Origin of the sequence: Actinoplanes sp. NPDC026619 (assembly GCF_040638295.1) — a bacterium.
Classification (GTDB): domain Bacteria; phylum Actinomycetota; class Actinomycetes; order Mycobacteriales; family Micromonosporaceae; genus Actinoplanes.
Genome location: NZ_JBEZYA010000011.1, coordinates 240,039 through 256,515, shown reverse-complemented (window position 1 = coordinate 256,515; position 16,477 = coordinate 240,039). Strand labels below are relative to the sequence as shown.

Genomic DNA, 16,477 nt, shown 5'->3' with positions numbered 1-16,477 from the left:
ATGTTCAACATGCTGGAGACGGTGCGGTACACCTACCGGCTGCGGCCCGGCCGCGCGGCGCAGGCGGAACTGCTCGCCGAATGGGGGCGTTGCCGCTGGTTGTGGAACGAGGCCGTCCACCAGCAGAGGACAGGCCGCAGGCCGACATTCAGCAAACTGTCGAAACTGCTCACCGAAGTCCGAGCACATAACGACTGGCTGCGGGCGGGGTCGCAGGTCGCCGAACAGCAGACTCTGCGCACCTATGCGATCGCCCTCAAACACTCGTTCACCGTCAAAGGCCGCCGTCGACCAAGGGCGAAGAGGCTTAAGACAGCGCGGCCGAGTTTGGAATACACAACACGTGGATTCCGGATGAGGGACGGTCGGTTGTGCCTGCCGAACAAGGTGACCGTCCCGGTCGTGTGGTCGCGTGATCTGCCTTCGGCGCCTTCCAGCGTCCGGGTCTATCGAGACAACCTCGGCCACTGGTATGCGTCGTTCGTCGTGCGCCGGAAGGTCACATCGATTCCGGATGCCGACTTGATAGGCATCGGGATCGACTGGGGCGTCAGGACTACCGCCACTACCACCGACCCCCGATTCGATTTGCCACACCTCGGCCACCGCAAACGGTGCGCTGCTGAGCGAGCCAAGGCCCAGCGCCGGATGACCCGGCGCCGCCGACCTGCGGGAGTCGCACCGTCGAAGGGTTACCTGGCGGCCAAACGACAGGCCGCTCGGATCGAGAAGAGAGCGGCTCGACAGAACACCCACGATGCCCGGGCCTGGGCCAAGAGGGTGGTCGACCACCACGCGCTGATCGCGATCGAAGACTTCAAGCCAGCGTTTCTGGCTAAGTCGCGGATGGCTCGCAAAGCGGCCGACGCAGCGATCGGCGCCTGCAAACGAGAGCTGATCAACAGGGGCAAGCGGGCGGGCCGGAAGGTGGTGCTGGTACCGCCCGCTTACACCACGATGACCTGCTCGCAGTGCGCAACGAGAACCAAGGAACGCCTCGGGCTGGGTATCCGCGTCTTTGACTGCGCGGCCTGCGGCTACACCGCAGACCGCGACGTCAACGCCGCGAGGACGATCCTCGCCACGGCTGAGCGCAACCGTGCCGGTGCCGACGACATCAGACATGCGATTGCCTCCCTCCGGGACGGTGGATCGGATGCGGTCCGAGCCGGGAATCTCTCGGGCAGACCCGAGAGAGCCGCTCCTACTTGATCGAGCCCGAGATGGTCTTGCCGGCGGCCTCGATGGTTTTGGCCGGGTCGGCCCCACCGATGATCGCGGCCTCGGCCTTGCCGAACGGGTCCCAGATGGCGGCCATCTCCGGGATCGCCGGCAGCGGGATCGCGTCCTGGCCGGCTTCCTGCCACTTGGCCAGGTCCGGGTCGCTGCCCTTGACCTGGTCGAAGGCGGCGGTCAGCGCCGGCGGCCGGGGCTCGGCGTTGTAGAGGGCGACGGCCAGCTCCGGGGTGGTCACGTAGTTGGTGACGAACTCCTGGGCGAGGGCCTTGTTCTTGCCCTTGGAGGCGACGTAGAAGGTCTGCACGCCGAGGAACGGCGTCGCTTCCTTGCCACCGGCGAACGGCGGGATCGGCGTGATGTCGTACTTGATGCCGGCCTTCTTGACGTCGGTGATCGCCCACGGGCCGGAGATCAGGTAGGCGCTCTTCTTGCCGGTGAACGTGGCGATCGAGTTGTCCGAGGTGATTGAGCGCTTGAGGGCGCCCGAGCCCTTTTCCCCGAGCGTCGCGATCTTCTTGAACGCCGCCTGCGAGGCCGCGTTGCCGACGCCCAGGTCCTTGGCGTTGTAGTCGCCGTTCGCGCTGGTGCCGAAGAGGTAGCCGCCGGCCGACGCGTACAGCGGGTACAGGTGGTAGGCGTCGCCGGTCTGTCCCACCTGGAGGGCGAGGATCTCGGACGCCTTCTTAGCGGTCTTGAGCTTCTGCCCGGTCGAGACCAGGTCCTCGATCGTCTTCGGGGCCTCGGGGGCGAGGTCCGTGTTACGGATCAGGGCGAGGTTCTCGGTCGCGTACGGGACGCCGTAGGTCTGCCCGTTGAAGGTGACGGCCTTCAGGGCGTTGGCGGCGATGCCGGACGACTGCTCGCTGGACAGCTGCACCGGGTCGATCGCGCCGTTCTGCACCAGGTTGCCGATCCAGTCGTGCGCGCCGACCATCACGTCGGGGCCGCTGCCCTGCTGGGACGCGGTGACGAAGGTGGTCTGCTGGTCCTTGGAGATCGCCTGGATCTTGACGGTCACGCCGTTCTCGGTGCCGAACTTGTCGGCGAACGGCTTGAGGGCGGCGGCCCGCTTGTCGTCGGCCCAGATCACCAGCTCGCCGGTTGCCGCTTTCGCGGACGGCGTGCTCGCGCTCGGGGAGTCCTTGTCGCCGCAGCCTGCGGCGCTCGCGAGCAGACAGACGGTGACAGCGGCGACGACACCCGCGGTACGGATGCGCATATGGGGCTCCTGTCGTCTATTTCTTCGGAAGAACTTGCGAACGGCGACAGGTATTGATCACCTTGTGTCAGCCGTGTTGCCGGGACGTTAGCAAGCACTTGCAGATTATGGAAGAGCTTGCATTCGTTGATCGCTTGCTACGGTGTGCGCCATGCGTGCACGGATGGCCGACATCGCCAGACAGGCCCAGGTCAGCGAGGCGACGGTGTCGCGGGTCATCAATGACCGGCCCGGCGTCTCCCATGAAACCCGGATGGCGGTTCTTACCGCGCTCGACGTCCTCGGCTACGAACGGCCGGAACGCTTACGCAAGCGTTCCGCCGGCCTCGTCGGCCTGGTCGTCCCCGAGTTGGAAAACCCGATCTTCCCGGCGTTCGCCCAGGTCATCGAGTCGACACTGGCTCAGCAGGGGTTCACCCCGGTGCTCTGCACCCAGTCACCGGGCGGGGTCACCGAGGACGAATACGTGGAGATGCTGCTCGACCGTCAGGTCAGCGGAATCGTCTTCGTCTCCGGCCTGTCCGCGGACACCGCCGCCGATCACGAGCGGTACCGCCGGCTGCTCGAGCGTCCACTTCCGATCGTGCTGGTCAACGGCTATGCCGAGGGCATCGAGGCGCCCTTCGTCTCGTGCGACGACCGGCTCGCCGGCGACCTCGCGGTCAGCCACCTGGTGGCGCTCGGCCACCGGCGGATCGGCCTGATCTCCGGCCCGAACCGGTTCATCAGCACCCAGCGCAAGCTGGCCGGATTCCGCGCCGCGATGAAACGCGAACTCGGTGTCGAGGAGCCGGACGTCTCCCTCACCCTGTTCGGCGTCGAGGGTGGCGAGGTGGCCGCGGATCGCCTGCTCGCGCAGGGGGTGACCGGCATCGTCTGCGCCTCCGACCTGATGGCGCTGGGTGCGATCCGGGCGGCCCGGCGGCGCGGGCTGGACGTGCCCAAGGACGTCTCGGTGATCGGCTTCGACGACTCGCCGCTGATCGCCTTCGCCGACCCGCCGCTGACCACGTTGCGCCAGCCGGTGGCCTCGATGGCGGTGGCCGCCTGCCGGTCGCTGGTCGACGAGATCAACGGCCATGGCGCCCCGCATTCGGAGTACCTCTTCCGCCCGGAGCTGGTCGTCCGGGAGTCGACCGCGATCGCGCCGGTTTCGTTGCCGCAAGTTCTTTCATAGATTGCACGAACGCCCACGACATTTGTTACCGGCTTGTCACCGGTCCGATGATCACGGGATCGGTGATGCCACACTGATCAACATGGGTCTGTTCACGGTGCCAGAGGCTCGACAGGAACTGAAGCGGCTCATGCCCGTGCTCGACGAGATCGTCGTGGTGCGGGCCGACATGGTGGAGTTGTCCGCGGCGTTGACCCCCGGCGGCCGGCCCACTCCCCTCGGCGGTCTGCCGGAGCGCAAGGCGGCCGAGGCCCGGCTCAACGAGCTGATGATCGAGGTGCAGCAGACCGGCGCCGAGCTGAAGGGGGTCGCTCCCCTGCTCGTCGACTTCCCGGCCGACCTCGACGACGTGCCGGTCCTGCTCTGCTGGCTGGAGGGCGACACCGCGCTCGAGTGGTACCACCGCCTCGACCTGGGTTTCGCCGGGCGGCGCCGGATCCCGGAATGAGATCCTGGTCCCGAAAACTTTTCGGTCCACATTGCACCTTCCGGCGCTGCACAGTGCAGGGTTATCGTCCTGAAAAGGTTTTCGAAGGTGCTCCCCCACCCTGTCCTCACGTCAGGGGATCCCCATGCTCCGAAACCCCCGACAGGGCGCGGCCGTCCTCGCCGCCGCCCTGCTCCTGACCCTCGTGGCACCGGCCCGCGCCGAGGCCGCAACCACTTTCACCAGCACCGTCGCCGCGCCGAACGGCAACTGCGTGACCGTCCCCGGCGGCGCCACCACCGCCGGCCTGCAGCTCACCCAGGCGACCTGCGCCCAGTCGTTCACCTTCACCCCGGTCACCGGCACGACCGACACCTTCACCATCGCCACCCCGGCCGGCACCAACTGCATCGATGTGTCCGGCGTGAGCACCGCCGACAACGCCCAGATCATCCAGTGGCCCTGCAACGGACAGAGCAACCAGCGCTTCCAGCTGCGGGCGTCCGGCACCGGCTTCCAACTGGCTGCCGTCCATTCCGGCAGGTGCGTCGCCACCGCCGCCTCCGGCACCGGACTGGTGCAACTGCCGTGCACCACGGATGCGGGGCGGGTTTGGCGGCTGGCCGGCTACCCGGCGAGCACCGCGAAGACTTTCACGAACCCGCTGAAAGTGCAGGGCCCCGACCCGTGGCTCACCTATTACGGAGGCTTCTACTACCTGGCCACCACCACCTGGACCAACAAGATCACGATGCGCAAGTCGGCGACCCTGGGCGGGCTCGCCTCGGCCATCGATCAGACGATCTTCACGCTGACCCGGCCGAACGGCGCGGGCACCATGTGGGCGCCGGAGTTCTTCCTGCTCAACGGCAAGTGGTACTTCTACTACGTGGCCGGTCAGGAGCCGTACAACCTGGGCACCCAGCGCATCCACGTGCTCGAGTCGGCGGGCGCCGACCCGATCGGGCCGTACACGTTCAAGGCCGATCTGCTCGACCCGACCGCCGACAATACGTGGGAGCTCGACCCGAGCATCCTGCAACTGAACGGCAAGCTCTACCTGCTCGGCACGTACTACAACGGGTCGCAGCCGAACTTCATCCGTGAGCTGTCCAACCCCTGGACCGCGGCCGGCACCCGCCACCTGCTGTCCACCGCCACCTACAGCTGGGAGACCGTCGGCGGCGCGGTGAACGAGGGCGCCGAGGTGTTGCAGCACGACGGCAAGACGTTCATCGTCTTCTCCGCCTCGCACTGCTCCACGCCCGACTACAAGCTCGGCATCCTCACCTACAACGGCGGTGACCCGCTGAGCTCGTCGGCGTGGGTCAAGTCGGCCACTCCGGTCTTCCAGCGCAACAACGCGGCCGGCGTGTACGGACCGGGTCACAACGGCTTCTTCAAGTCGCCGGACGGCACCGAGGACTGGATCGTCTACCACGCCACCACGAACTCGGCCGGCAACTGCGATCTCAACCGGTCGACCCGGGCGCAGAAGTTCACCTGGAACGCGGACGGCACGCCGAGCTTCGGCACTCCGGTCGGACTCGGCGTGACGCTTACCGCTCCGTCCGGCGAGTAAGGCCGCTTATGCGTACGGTCGTACACACCATGTGTACGATCGTACGCATGACACCGGATCTTGCCGACCGGCGCGCCCGGCTCGCGGTCGCCGCCCTGTTCTTCACCAACGGGGCGCTGTTCGCCAACCTGATCCCGCGCTACCCGCAGATCAAGGCCGATCTCGGACTCAGCAACGCGGCATACGGGTTGTCGGTCGCGGCGTTCCCGACCGGGGCGATCGTGGCCGGGCTGGCCGCCGGGGTGCTGATCCGCCGATTCGGTTCGGCGACGACGGCCGCCGCCGGCACCTTCCTCACCGCGGCCGGGGTCCTGTTCGCCGGCCTGGCGCCGGCCGCGGTCGTGTTCGCCGCGGCGCTGTTCCTGGCCGGCGCGATGGACGCGATCACCGACGTCGCCCAGAACGCGCACGGCCTGCGGGTGCAGCGCCGCTACGGCCGATCGATCCTCAACTCGTTCCACGCGATCTGGTCGATCGGGGCGGTCACCGGCGGCGCGATGGCCGCCGCCGCGGTCGCCCTCGACGTGCCGGTCGGCCTCCATCTGGCCGTCTCCGGAGCCCTGCTGGTGACGGTGGCGCTGGTCGCCCGCCAGTTCTGCCTGCCCGGACCCGACGAGCCCGAGTCTGCCGAGCGCCCGGCGGCCGGCTGGTCGCTTCCCGGAGCGCGGATCCTGCTGATCATGGGCGCCCTGGTGCTGATCGCCATCGGCGGCACGGTCGTCGAGGACGCCGGCAACTCATGGGCGGCGCTGTACCTCTCCGGCTCGCTGCATACCGCGGCCGCGGTGGCGGCCTGGGGCTACATCGCCCTGGTCGGCGCCCAGTTCGTGGGCCGGCTGATCGGCGACCGGCTGGTCGACCGCTTCGGGCAGCGCACGGTCGCCCGCGCCGGCGGCGTGATCGTGGCTGCCGGGATGGGCCTGGCGCTGGCCTTCCCCAGCGTCCCCGGCACGATCCTCGGCTTCGCCGCCGCCGGGTTCGGGGTCGCCACGCTCGTCCCTGCCGCCATGCACGAGGCCGACCAACTGCCCGGCCTGCGGCCCGGAACCGGCCTCACCGTCCTGTCCTGGCTGATGCGCCTGGGCTTCCTGCTGTCGCCGCCGGTGGTCGGCGCCATCGCCGACGCCACCAGCCTGCGCGCCGGGTTGCTCGTGGTGCCGGCGGCGGGCGTGCTCGTGGTGATCCTGGCGGGTGTCCTGCGCGGGACTTTGGTCCCGCCGGTTCGGGGACTTCAGCCCGGGTCCGCACAGCCGGATCAGAGGAGTCTCAGTGGTGAGAGATAAATGAGACCCGGAGGCAACGATGACCACCACCGCCGCTCACGCCCACCAGCTCGAGACCGTCGAAGCCCCGGGCGCGATCCTCACCAAGCCCGCCGCCCGTGCTCTCGCCACCCTGCGCATCGGCACCGGCTTCATCTTCCTCTGGGCCTTCCTCGACAAGACCTTCGGCTTCGGCTACGCCACCCCGTCGGCCAAAGCCTGGATCCACGGCGGCTCCCCGACCAAGGGCTTCCTGTCCACCGTCGAAGCCGGACCGCTCAAGAGCTTCTTCCACAGCATCGCCGGCACCCCCTTCGCCAACTGGGCCTTCATGATCGGCATGCTCGGCCTCGGCCTCGCCCTGATCCTCGGCATCGGCCTGCGCGTCTCCGCCGTCGCCGCACCACTGATGATGGCCTTCATGTGGTTCGCCGAATGGCCCATCGCCTCCGGCAGCTCGAACCCGATCGTCGACTACCACGTCATCTACGGCCTGGCCGCCATCGTCTTCGCCCTCACCTACGCCGGCCAGACCTGGGGCCTCGGCAAGATCTGGGCCAAGCTCCCCATCGTCCAGAAGAACCGCTGGCTCATCTGATCTGAGAAACCACCGCCCCGGGCCACTGGCCCGGGGCGGCTTCGTCGTGCGCTAATGCATATCCATGAAGGTCGTTGCTGTTCTGACCGTGGCAGCTCTGTTCGCCACCGGCTGCCAGAAGAAGGAGGCGCCGGCACCGGCGCCCTCCGCCAGCGGTGCCGCGGCCGTCGGCGCCGATCAGATTCTCGAGCGGGCCCGGCACGCCCTCAACAGCGCGAAGTCGTTCCACCTGGCCATCGACAACACCGACACCGATGGCCACCAGATGGTCATCGACTTCAAGGTGGCCGGCGAGGATCTCCGCGGCTGGTGCGAGATCGAGCAGGCCCGGGTGGAGATGCTCGCGGTCGGCGGCATCAAGTACGTGAAGCCCAACGAGGCCTGGTGGACCACGGTTGTCGCCGACGATCCCGTCCGAGGCCGGAAGGCCGTCGCGACCGCCGGCGATCGCTGGGTCCGGGCCACCGACGAGAACGTCGACGTGACCGGCATCTTCTTCATGGCGGACCTCAGCGAGGTGCTCAAGCCGAACACCGCGGTGACGCTCGGCCCACCCACCGAGGTCGACGGCGTCCCGGCGATCACCCTGACCGACGGCTCGCAGACCTTCTACGTCGCCGCGACCGGCGAACCGTACCCGATCGCGATCGGCGAGAACGGCGCCATCAACGTCCGGCTCACCGAGTTCGGCGCGGCCTTCCCCGAGATCAGCCAACCCGCGCCGTCCGACATCGTCGACTACTCAGCCGTGATCCCCACCTAGCAGGATGGCTTCATCAGGCCGCGTAGCGCCGCAGTACCTCGTTGATGGAGCGCAACTGCTCGACGACGTTGGCCGGCGCCGGATCTGGATTGAAATGCATGACGTCGTTCCGGACTTTGCGAATCTCGGCAAGGCGTCCGACGAAGGCATGCCGATCGAGGTCCCAGTTCATTCGGGCCCAAAGGTGGGGATTCTCCAAGACCCGTTGATAGTCACCCATCGACATGTCGTCATGGCTCACGATCCCTCGGCGACCTTGTGCGTCGCATAGAGCGACTACGTCGGCGATCGGTACGGCCCGGGCGATCGCTCGGCGAAGCAGGCGATCGAGATCGCCGATCAGAATGAACGGATTTGCCATCACGCCGTAGCGCCCCGCCACGTCCGCCGCCGTCACGATTCCGGCGATCGCGTTGTTGGCATCCCGCACGAACATGAAGCCACGTTTCTGCAGTTCAGGAAGGACTTCCAGCAGGTCGGTACGATAGCCGACGTCCCGCGCGCCCACGGTCGCGTCCGACAGCGAAGCGTCCGGATCGAGATGACGGGCCTGCGCGATCGACTGCCATGTGACCGCACCGCCCAGCGTGTGCCTGCCCGACAACACCCCGAGCTGCGAGTAGTCGTTGAGCAGCATCTTTGTCATGGCTTCCTGAAGCGTCGCCGTCGGAGCGACCGAGACGATCCCGCCGAGGGCGGATGGCAAATTGCCCACCATCAGTCCGATGTAGCGGTCGTCGTCCTCGTCGGAGTCATCGGATGATGCGGATCCCGTGTCGCCAGTTTCTTGTGTCTCCTTTTCGGCTTCCTGTGCAGCGGTAATGATGACGATCTCGGTTTCGAGGGTGACGCTCCGGAAGTTCGGACGGGTGGCCAGACCATGATTCGCAAGGTCGGCCTCGATCCGGCTGATCTGGTCCCCGCGGTCCTTGGCGCCCCAGCGAGACAGCAGCTCACGCACCGAAACCTGCTCCGGAGTCTCGCCTTCCGCTCGGCTGCGTACCGAACGCAGCCATTCGTGGAGACGCGTTGCCTCGTCGCCGCCGGATTCTCGGCCCTGGCCCGCTGCCGTGCCGACGACCACCCGATCCAGGAGTTCCTGGCGAAGCGCATCGAGCGAGGCACCGCTCGACTCCACGATCCAGACATGCCATCCGTCGACTGCACGCATGTTGGCAGCGATCATGGCTGCTCGGGACGGCGAACGATACTCAAGTCCGTCGTCGAGACGGAGCCTTCCCGGCTCGGTCACCTCGGCGCTGTACGCCAGGCCCATCCGCGGACGTGTGAACCGTACTCGTTCACCCACGCTCAGCAGCTTGGCCTCGATGAGGTCGCCGAGCGTGACACGCCTTCCGTCCATCAGGTGCATCGATCGACGAGGAGCATCGACCATCACCATTGGGACAACCCCGCATACTTCTTCTTCGCGCCGATCGCGTGGTTCACCAATCGTCCTTGCAGGTCGGCGACCGTGGCACTCTCCGACAGAGTCAGTCCCATTTGAGAACCCAGCCGGACCAGGTCCGCCTTGAGCGGCTTCCGGCCGCGGAGTCGCAGGCCCTTGAGGTAGGTCTCGCCGTCTACCAGCGTCGTGAATCCGCGGAGCTTGGCGGCAATCTCCTCATACTCGGCATCGTCGGGTGCGACGACGTCAGCCCGCTTGGGTTTGCCTGCCGCCGGATTGGCCGGCACCCGCACTTGAACAGGAACCCCCGCCGGCGTACTCCCTGGGCGCGGCGGACCATCCAGAAGTAGGTCACGGCGGCCCTCCGCAACGTCCTTGAGCTCGTCCGCGGACAGACCGGTGAGAAAACCGAACACCCGGTGGAGCAGGCGAATGGTGCCGACCATATCGACGGCCATTCCGCTCACCTCCGTCCGGTGATCGCGTGCACAAATTCCTTGGTCAAAGCGCGAAGTTCAGCACTTACCGGGTCATTGGCAGAACCGTGGAGAACCGCGGGAATTCCCGTCGGCCCGGCCTCCGCGAAGTATCGAGGGCTGTTGCGCACCGAGGTCTCGAGAATCGGCATGATGTCCGCCTCTCGCAACTCCTCTATCTGAGTCCGTTGCAGCAGGATCGGCTGACCGGCATGGATCTGCATCATCATGAATGCTATTCCTGCAAATTCTGGAGATATATGTCGCGCACCATCTCGGCCGCCGGGATCGTGAGATACATAGGCGTTGTATTCCTCGACGAGTTTCTTCACGCTGCCTTTCAGGTAGCCGATACCGAGAGTCGACAAATAGTCCGGCTTGGCCGGTACGAGTACGAAATCACTGGCAACGATCGCGGTCTTGGTGACCAGTCCGAAGTTGGGCGCACAGTCGATCAGGATCACGTCGTAGTCACGGAACGCCGGAGCCTGCAGTGCGACCTTGAGACAACCGTGGACCTGCAAGAATTTCCGCTTCGACTCGGCCAGCGTGGTGCCACCCAAACGCGAGGCGAGTTGCAGATCGATGTCGATCAGGCCCAGATGGGAGGAGACGAGATCGAGTTGCCCAGCGTTCTCCTTTACCCGATCATTCACTCTCTCGGGTGTAAGAATCAACTGATCAAGCGGAACATCGCGGCCAGGAATTTCGCCGTCATACCACCGCTTGATAGTGCGCGCCTCACGCACTTCGCTGGTCCAGTCATCCACGGTATAGAAGGAAAATGTCAGGTTGGCCTGCGGGTCTAGATCGATCATGAGAACACGATGCCCGACGTTTGCGATCTCCGCCGCCAGGTTTGCCGTCAGCGTGGTCTTGCCGACACCGCCCTTGTAGTTCATTACGGATACGACCTGCATCGGCGACCTCCGAAATTCGCGGCAACGACCCCGCGCTACTATAGGCAGAGTTAATGCACTTACAGAACAGTCAGCAATCCGACACTTCTGATAGCGCGATCTCGATCGCTTGACAAAAGCTGGATGGTGGCGGCCATAGCCACCACCATCCGCAGAATTTGATACGTCAGCTCCGCCTAGCGGGGGACCACCTTTTCGACCGCCCACTGGCGCCAGCTGTCCAGCTTGTGCTGCACGGTGGCCAGCTGCTCGGCGACCGGGCCGGGGCCGGTCGAGCCCGGGGTGGTGCGGCTGGCCAGGGCCGACTCGACCGACAGCACAGAGCGCACCGACGGGTCGAGGTGGCCGCTGACTGTTTTCAGGTCGTCGTCGGTCAGGTCTTCCAGCTCGCAGCCGCGCACCGAGCAGAGCGCCACCAGCTGACCGGTGATCTCGTGCGCCTCGCGGAACGGCACGCCCTTGCGGACCAGCCAGTCGGCGACCTCAGTGGCCAGGGAGAAGCCGACCGGGGCGGCGGCGGCGAGCCGGTCGACGCGCACCGTCATCGTCGAGATCATGCCGGCCAGCGCGGGCAGCAGCAGCTCGAGCGTTTCGATCGCGTCGAACGCCGGCTCCTTGTCCTCCTGCATGTCCCGGTCGTAGGTCAGCGGCAGGCCCTTGAGCATGGTCAGCACCGCGACCAGGCCGCCGATCAGCCGGCCGCTCTTGCCCCGGGCCAGCTCGGCGATGTCGGCGTTCTTCTTCTGCGGCATGATCGACGAACCGGTGGCGAAGGCGTCGTCCAGCTCCACCCAGCCGAACTCGGTGGAGGTCCAGAGCACCACCTCCTCGCCCAGCCGGGACAGGTGCACGCCGATCAGCGCGGTCACGAACAGGAACTCGGCCACGAAGTCGCGGTCGGCGACCGCGTCCATCGAGTTCGCCGCGGGCGCCGTGAAGCCCAGCTCCTTGGCGACCGCGGCCGGGTCGAGCGGCAGGGACGAGCCGGCCAGTGCGCCGGAACCGAGCGGCGAGATGGCGGCGCGCGAATCCCAGTCGCTGAGCCGGTCGAGGTCACGCAGCAGCGGCTGGACGTGGGCGAGCAGCCAGTGGCCGAAGGTGACCGGCTGGGCGTGCTGCACGTGGGTCATGCCGGGCGCCGCCGTGTCGACGTTCCGGGCGGCCTGCTCAGTGAGGGCGTCGGCCAGCTCGACCAGCGAGACGGCCAGTCCGCGGGCGTGGTCGCGCAGGTAGAGCCGCAGGTCGGTGGCGACCTGGTCGTTGCGCGAGCGGCCGGCCCGCAGCTTGCCGCCGAGCGTGCCGAGGCGTTCCAGCAGGCCGCGCTCGAGCGCGGTGTGCACGTCCTCGTCCTCGATGGTGGGCCGGAACTCGCCGGCCGCGCACGCCGCGTCGAGATCGTCGAGCGCGGCGAGGATCTGGCCGAGCTCCTCGGCGTCGAGCAGGCCGGCCCCGGCCAGGACGCGTGCATGCGCCCGGGAGGCGAGCAGATCGTACGGCGCGAGGCGCCAGTCGAACTGCACGCTCACGCTCAGCCGGGCGAGCGCGTCGGCGGGACCACCCGCGAACCGTCCGCCCCAGAGCCGCGTGGGCACATCGCTTTCCGACACCGGATTTCCCCTTTCACGTGCTGTGAACCCTACCGTTAGGGTTTTCTCATGACCCTGGACCTGACCGGCGACGTCGTCGCCCTCACCCGCACCCTCTGCGACATTCCCTCGGTGAGCGGCGACGAGAAGGCGATCGCCGACGCGGTCGAGAGCGCTCTGCGGGCTCTGGACCACCTCGAGGTGCTGCGCGACGGCGACGCGGTGGTGGCGCGCACGTCGCTGGGGCGCCCATCGCGGGTGGTGCTCGCCGGTCATCTCGACACGGTGCCGATCAAGGACAACCTGCCGATCAAGATCAATGACGACATTTTGTACGGCCGGGGCACGGTCGACATGAAGGGCGGCGTGGCCGTCATGTTGCAGATCGCCGCCACCCTGCCCGAGCCCCGGCACGACCTCACCTTCGTCTTCTACGACCATGAAGAGGTCGCCTCCCGTCTGAGCGGCCTCGGCCGGCTCGTGCGCGAACATCCGGACTGGCTGGCCGGCGACTTCGCGATCCTCGGCGAACCGTCCAACGCGTCCGTCGAGGGCGGCTGCCAGGGCACCATGCGCATCCAGATCACGGTGCCCGGGGTGGCCGCCCATTCGGCCCGCTCGTGGCGTGGCGTCAATGCCATCCACGGCGCCGGCGCCGTCCTCGACCTCCTGCGCGCCTACGAGCCGCGGCAGCCGATCGTCGACGGCCTGCAATACCGCGAGGGCCTCAACGCCGTGAAGGTCGAGGGCGGCATCGCCGGCAACGTCATCCCGGACGAGTGCCGGGTCTGGGTCAACTACCGGTTCGCCCCCGACCGCAGCGGCGAAGAGGCCGAGGCCCACCTGCGCGAGCTGTTCGCCGGGTTCGAGATCGAGGTGCAGGATCTGGCTCCCGGCGCCCGGCCCGGCCTCGACCAGCCGGCCGCCCGCGAGTTCGTCGAGGCGGTGGGTGGCGTGGTCGAGGCCAAGCTGGGCTGGACGGATGTGGCGCGATTCGCGCAGCTGGGGATCCCCGCGGTCAACTACGGGCCAGGCGATCCCCTGCTGGCGCACACCGACAACGAGTTCTGCCCGGCGCAGGACATCCGGGACAGTCTCGCCAAGCTTCTGAAGTGGCTTGGCTAGACGGGTTTTTCTGATGCTGCCGCCTGGGCAATGGCGCCCGGCACCGCGTACATGTGGGCGAACGCCCGCGCCTGCTCCCCGGTCCACATCGACGAGCCGTAGCCGTAGACCACGCCCTGGCGCTCGGCCGCGTCCAGCAGGCTGAACGGGCTGCGGCTGCCGAGCAGCACCACGTTGCCCTTCTGCAGGCGGACCCGCACGTCGCCGGTGACCCGGGACTGGCTCGAGTCGAGGTAGGCGCGCAGGTCGTCCAGGATCGGGTCGTAGTAGACCGCCTCGTGCAGCAGATCGCCGTACGTCGTGCCGAGCTGTTGCTTTGTGCTCTGCTGGCGATTGCTCAGCACGAGCCGCTCGAGCTCACGGTGCGCGGCGATGAGGATCAGCATGCCGGGGGCCTCGAAACCGACCCGGGCCAGGTTGCCGACCATGGTCGAGCCCATGTGGATGCCGCGGCCGACGCCGTGCGCGCCGCCGAGGTCGTTGAGTTCCTTGAGGATCGCGTAGTTGGGCGAGCCGGGCTCGACGATCGAGACGCCGTCGGCCGTGGTGGCCGCGACGACCTCACCCTTCTCGAACGACAGGATCAGCTCCACCCCGTCGGCGGGGGCGTCGGCGATCGACTTCGTGTAGGTCCAGGCGCTCTCCGGCAGGTAATCCCAGGAGCCGTACGTCTCGCCACCGCCGATCGTGGTGCCGATCAGGCCCTCGTTGATCGAGTAGGTGGTGGTCTTCGCGCTGACCTCGACCCCGCGCTCCTGCAGGAAGGAGGTCTCCTGCTCGCGGGTCAGCCGCTCGTCCCGGATCGGGGTGATGATCTCCATGGTCGGGGCGAGCGCCCGGATCACCGCGTCGTACCGCACGTGGTCGGCGCCGGCGCCGGTCGAGCCGTGGCCGACCGCGTCCGCGCCGTTCTCGATCGCGACCTGCACGACCTTCTCCGCCTGGATCATGCGCTCGGCGCCGACGCACGACGGGTAACCGCCGTTGCGCAGGTAGTTGGCCTTGACGCCGTACGTGATGACGCGGGAGTAGAGCTCCTCGCGGGCGTCGACGATGAAGTGCCCCGCCGAGCCGAGCTCCTCGGCCCGGGCCTTCACCGACTCACCCTCGCCGCTGTGCAGACCACCCGTGTCGATGTTGGCGGTGAGCACCTCCCACCCCTGCTCGCGCAGCGAGACGAGGGCGTACGAGGTGTCCAGGCCGCCGGAGAAGGCGAGAACGATCTTGCGCTTGGTCATGGTGATGGGTCCCAGGTAGTCGGTGGTCACGAGAGTTCGAGGACGGGCACGTACGTCGTGCCGTCGATGGCGAGGTGGCCGGGCGGCAGCACGTAGAACTCACTCTGCCCGGCCTCGATGGTCTTCTGCATGGCGGCCTGGCGCTCGTAGTCGAACGGGTCGAGCAGGAAGCTCGCCTTGGGCATGCCCGGCCCGGCCGGCGGGATGGTGAAGTCGCTCTCGTAGACGAACGAGCCGGGCGACGTGTGGAACGGAACGGTCGCGACCAGGATCTTCAGCGGGCCGAACCGGGTGTGCACCTTCAACGCGCTGTTGTCGTACTGGGTCACGCCGTCCAGCTTCTTCGCCTGGTAGGCCGAGAGCGCGAGCGCCTTGGCCGCCTGGCCGAGGCCGACCGCGGGCATCAGCGACCAGAGTGACCAGCCGACCCAGGTGCCGGGGGCGGCGCTCGGCGCGGCACAGTAGCCGCCGACCGGCACCGGGCCGGTGTAACCGCCGGCCCGCATGCTGTCCAGCACCTCCCGCAGGAGCCGCTTCACGTCGGTGTCGAAGCGGAACGTCGAGCGCTCCACCATCTCGGCGAACGCGTCCTGCGGCAGGCTCGCGATCACCGCGGCCGACGGCATCAGGATCAGGTCGACCATCACCCACTGCGGCATCGGGATGCCCCGGTCGCCGAACGCGATGCCGTTGATCACGTTGAACAGGTTGAGGAACTCCCGGGTCGACCAGCCCTTCTCCGCCGTGTCGGTGAAGTCGAGCCAGGTCAGTTTGTGCCCGTACGGCGTCTCGTTGAGATGCGAGCGCAGCGTCTCGTTGGAGGCGAGGAAAAACTCCACGTGGTGGCCGACGAGGCCCTGCACGTGGTCGGCGAAGTCCGGGAAGTGGATCTCGACCGGCGAGTCCTGCGGTTCTGCTGTCACGAGTGACTCTCCAGATGGTCGAGGTCGGAGCGGCTCCAGCCGATCAGCTTGTCGGCGAGGGCAGCGCCGCCGCCGGGGCTGGGATCCCGGGTCACCACGAAGATCGTGTCGTCGCCGGCGATGGTGCCGACGACATCGGTCAGTCCGGAGCGGTCCAGCGCGCTGGCCAGGAACTGCGCTGCCCCGGGCGGGGTGCGCAGGACCGCGATGTTGCCGCTGGCGTCCACACCGGTGAGCAACTCCCGAAGCAGCCGCAGGAGACGGGCCGGGGCGTTCTCGGCGTCGCGCAGCGGGCGCTTGCCGTCCTCCGGGATGAGGTAGGCGCCGCTGACCTTCACGGCGCCCAGCTCTTCCAGGTCCCGTGACAGGGTGGCCTGGGTGACCTGCACGCCTTCGCCCGCCAGGAGTTCGGCGAGCTCGGTCTGCGACCGGACCGGCTTCGCCCTGATCAGCTCGACGATCCGGGCATGCCGCCCGGCGCGGGTCACCGGCCCGGTCATGCTGAGCCTGCCTCAGGCATGCCCTTCTGGCCCT

The 16,477-nt window shown here is 67.6% G+C and carries 16 protein-coding genes; 8 read left to right on the top strand and 8 right to left on the bottom strand.

Features of this window, described 5'->3' with window-relative positions; genetic code table 11:
• Window positions 1-9: 9 nt before the first annotated feature.
• Window positions 10-1,212, top strand: a complete 1,203-nt coding sequence (locus AB0E90_RS24780) for a transposase (RefSeq protein ID WP_360410005.1) — start codon at window positions 10-12, stop codon at window positions 1,210-1,212.
• Here AB0E90_RS24780 and AB0E90_RS24775 read toward each other — a convergent pair.
• Window positions 1,205-2,458 (bottom strand): maltose ABC transporter substrate-binding protein, encoded by a 1,254-nt coding sequence (locus AB0E90_RS24775; RefSeq protein ID WP_360410002.1) that lies wholly within the window; start codon window positions 2,456-2,458, stop codon window positions 1,205-1,207. The two genes, AB0E90_RS24780 and AB0E90_RS24775, sit on opposite strands and share 8 nt — an antisense overlap.
• A 151-nt stretch (window positions 2,459-2,609) precedes the next feature.
• Between AB0E90_RS24775 and AB0E90_RS24770 the strand changes: the two genes are divergently transcribed.
• The 6 genes from AB0E90_RS24770 to AB0E90_RS24745 all read left to right on the top strand — a co-directional run bounded on the left by AB0E90_RS24770 (window position 2,610) and on the right by AB0E90_RS24745 (window position 8,267).
• A complete protein-coding gene (locus AB0E90_RS24770; RefSeq protein ID WP_360409999.1) occupies window positions 2,610-3,635 on the top strand; it encodes a LacI family DNA-binding transcriptional regulator in 1,026 nt (341 codons plus the stop codon).
• An 82-nt stretch (window positions 3,636-3,717) separates the two neighbouring features.
• The gene (locus AB0E90_RS24765) at window positions 3,718-4,083 is read left to right on the top strand and encodes a DUF2203 domain-containing protein (RefSeq protein ID WP_360409996.1); all 366 of its coding nucleotides are present in this window, start codon (window positions 3,718-3,720) and stop codon (window positions 4,081-4,083) included.
• A 124-nt stretch (window positions 4,084-4,207) separates the two neighbouring features.
• Window positions 4,208-5,644, top strand: a complete 1,437-nt coding sequence (locus AB0E90_RS24760) for a family 43 glycosylhydrolase (RefSeq protein WP_360409994.1) — start codon at window positions 4,208-4,210, stop codon at window positions 5,642-5,644.
• A gap of 47 nt (window positions 5,645-5,691) precedes the next feature.
• Complete coding sequence (locus AB0E90_RS24755; RefSeq protein ID WP_360409992.1) at window positions 5,692-6,927, top strand: MFS transporter; 1,236 nt, start codon at window positions 5,692-5,694, stop codon at window positions 6,925-6,927.
• A 19-nt stretch (window positions 6,928-6,946) separates the two neighbouring features.
• Window positions 6,947-7,504 carry a hypothetical protein gene (locus AB0E90_RS24750; RefSeq protein ID WP_360409989.1) on the top strand — a complete coding sequence of 186 codons (558 nt, stop codon included), beginning with the start codon at window positions 6,947-6,949 and terminating at the stop codon, window positions 7,502-7,504.
• 64 nt (window positions 7,505-7,568) lie between these two features.
• Window positions 7,569-8,267, top strand: a complete 699-nt coding sequence (locus tag AB0E90_RS24745; protein ID WP_360409986.1) for a hypothetical protein — start codon at window positions 7,569-7,571, stop codon at window positions 8,265-8,267.
• A 13-nt stretch (window positions 8,268-8,280) separates the two neighbouring features.
• Here the strand turns inward: AB0E90_RS24745 and AB0E90_RS24740 are convergent, their stop codons facing one another.
• The 4 genes from AB0E90_RS24740 to argH all read right to left on the bottom strand — a co-directional run bounded on the left by AB0E90_RS24740 (window position 8,281) and on the right by argH (window position 12,678).
• Window positions 8,281-9,669, bottom strand: coding sequence for a hypothetical protein (locus tag AB0E90_RS24740; RefSeq protein WP_360409983.1), 1,389 nt, complete (start codon window positions 9,667-9,669; stop codon window positions 8,281-8,283).
• A complete protein-coding gene (locus AB0E90_RS24735) occupies window positions 9,663-10,133 on the bottom strand; it encodes a hypothetical protein (protein WP_360409980.1) in 471 nt (156 codons plus the stop codon). The genes AB0E90_RS24740 and AB0E90_RS24735 overlap by 7 nt, the downstream gene beginning before the upstream one ends.
• 5 nt (window positions 10,134-10,138) lie before the next feature.
• Complete coding sequence (locus tag AB0E90_RS24730; protein WP_360409977.1) at window positions 10,139-11,071, bottom strand: AAA family ATPase; 933 nt, start codon at window positions 11,069-11,071, stop codon at window positions 10,139-10,141.
• A 176-nt stretch (window positions 11,072-11,247) separates the two neighbouring features.
• Window positions 11,248-12,678: an argininosuccinate lyase gene (argH, locus tag AB0E90_RS24725; RefSeq protein WP_360409974.1), complete on the bottom strand. Its 1,431-nt coding sequence runs from the start codon at window positions 12,676-12,678 to the stop codon at window positions 11,248-11,250.
• A 48-nt stretch (window positions 12,679-12,726) separates the two neighbouring features.
• On the opposite strand from argH, the gene dapE reads away from it, so the two are divergent.
• A complete protein-coding gene (dapE, locus tag AB0E90_RS24720; RefSeq protein WP_360409971.1) occupies window positions 12,727-13,782 on the top strand; it encodes a succinyl-diaminopimelate desuccinylase in 1,056 nt (351 codons plus the stop codon).
• On the opposite strand, the gene argG is transcribed toward dapE, so the two are convergent.
• From argG to AB0E90_RS24705, 3 genes are read right to left on the bottom strand one after another with little or no spacing between them, the layout of a single operon-like run.
• Window positions 13,779-15,020, bottom strand: coding sequence for an argininosuccinate synthase (argG, locus tag AB0E90_RS24715; RefSeq protein ID WP_360409968.1), 1,242 nt, complete (start codon window positions 15,018-15,020; stop codon window positions 13,779-13,781). The two genes, dapE and argG, sit on opposite strands and share 4 nt — an antisense overlap.
• A gap of 26 nt (window positions 15,021-15,046) precedes the next feature.
• On the bottom strand, window positions 15,047-15,943 hold the full coding sequence (locus tag AB0E90_RS24710; protein ID WP_360409965.1) for a hypothetical protein: 897 nt from the start codon (window positions 15,941-15,943) through the stop codon (window positions 15,047-15,049).
• Window positions 15,940-16,443 carry an arginine repressor gene (locus AB0E90_RS24705; protein ID WP_360409962.1) on the bottom strand — a complete coding sequence of 168 codons (504 nt, stop codon included), beginning with the start codon at window positions 16,441-16,443 and terminating at the stop codon, window positions 15,940-15,942. The genes AB0E90_RS24710 and AB0E90_RS24705 overlap by 4 nt, the downstream gene beginning before the upstream one ends.
• Window positions 16,444-16,477: the final 34 nt, after the last annotated feature.

Excerpts from the sequence above, each read along its gene's own strand:
- AB0E90_RS24780 (WP_360410005.1), top strand. The coding sequence starts at position 10 with ATGCTGGAGACGGTGCGGTACACCTACCGGCTGCGGCCCGGCCGCGCG.
- AB0E90_RS24775 (WP_360410002.1), bottom strand. The coding sequence starts at position 2,458 with ATGCGCATCCGTACCGCGGGTGTCGTCGCCGCTGTCACCGTCTGTCTG.
- AB0E90_RS24770 (WP_360409999.1), top strand. The coding sequence starts at position 2,610 with ATGCGTGCACGGATGGCCGACATCGCCAGACAGGCCCAGGTCAGCGAG.
- AB0E90_RS24765 (WP_360409996.1), top strand. The coding sequence starts at position 3,718 with ATGGGTCTGTTCACGGTGCCAGAGGCTCGACAGGAACTGAAGCGGCTC.
- AB0E90_RS24760 (WP_360409994.1), top strand. The coding sequence starts at position 4,208 with ATGCTCCGAAACCCCCGACAGGGCGCGGCCGTCCTCGCCGCCGCCCTG.
- AB0E90_RS24755 (WP_360409992.1), top strand. The coding sequence starts at position 5,692 with ATGACACCGGATCTTGCCGACCGGCGCGCCCGGCTCGCGGTCGCCGCC.
- AB0E90_RS24750 (WP_360409989.1), top strand. The coding sequence starts at position 6,947 with ATGACCACCACCGCCGCTCACGCCCACCAGCTCGAGACCGTCGAAGCC.
- AB0E90_RS24745 (WP_360409986.1), top strand. The coding sequence starts at position 7,569 with ATGAAGGTCGTTGCTGTTCTGACCGTGGCAGCTCTGTTCGCCACCGGC.
- AB0E90_RS24740 (WP_360409983.1), bottom strand. The coding sequence starts at position 9,669 with ATGGTGATGGTCGATGCTCCTCGTCGATCGATGCACCTGATGGACGGA.
- AB0E90_RS24735 (WP_360409980.1), bottom strand. The coding sequence starts at position 10,133 with ATGGCCGTCGATATGGTCGGCACCATTCGCCTGCTCCACCGGGTGTTC.
- AB0E90_RS24730 (WP_360409977.1), bottom strand. The coding sequence starts at position 11,071 with ATGCAGGTCGTATCCGTAATGAACTACAAGGGCGGTGTCGGCAAGACC.
- dapE (WP_360409971.1), top strand. The coding sequence starts at position 12,727 with ATGACCCTGGACCTGACCGGCGACGTCGTCGCCCTCACCCGCACCCTC.
- argG (WP_360409968.1), bottom strand. The coding sequence starts at position 15,020 with ATGACCAAGCGCAAGATCGTTCTCGCCTTCTCCGGCGGCCTGGACACC.
- AB0E90_RS24705 (WP_360409962.1), bottom strand. The coding sequence starts at position 16,443 with ATGACCGGGCCGGTGACCCGCGCCGGGCGGCATGCCCGGATCGTCGAG.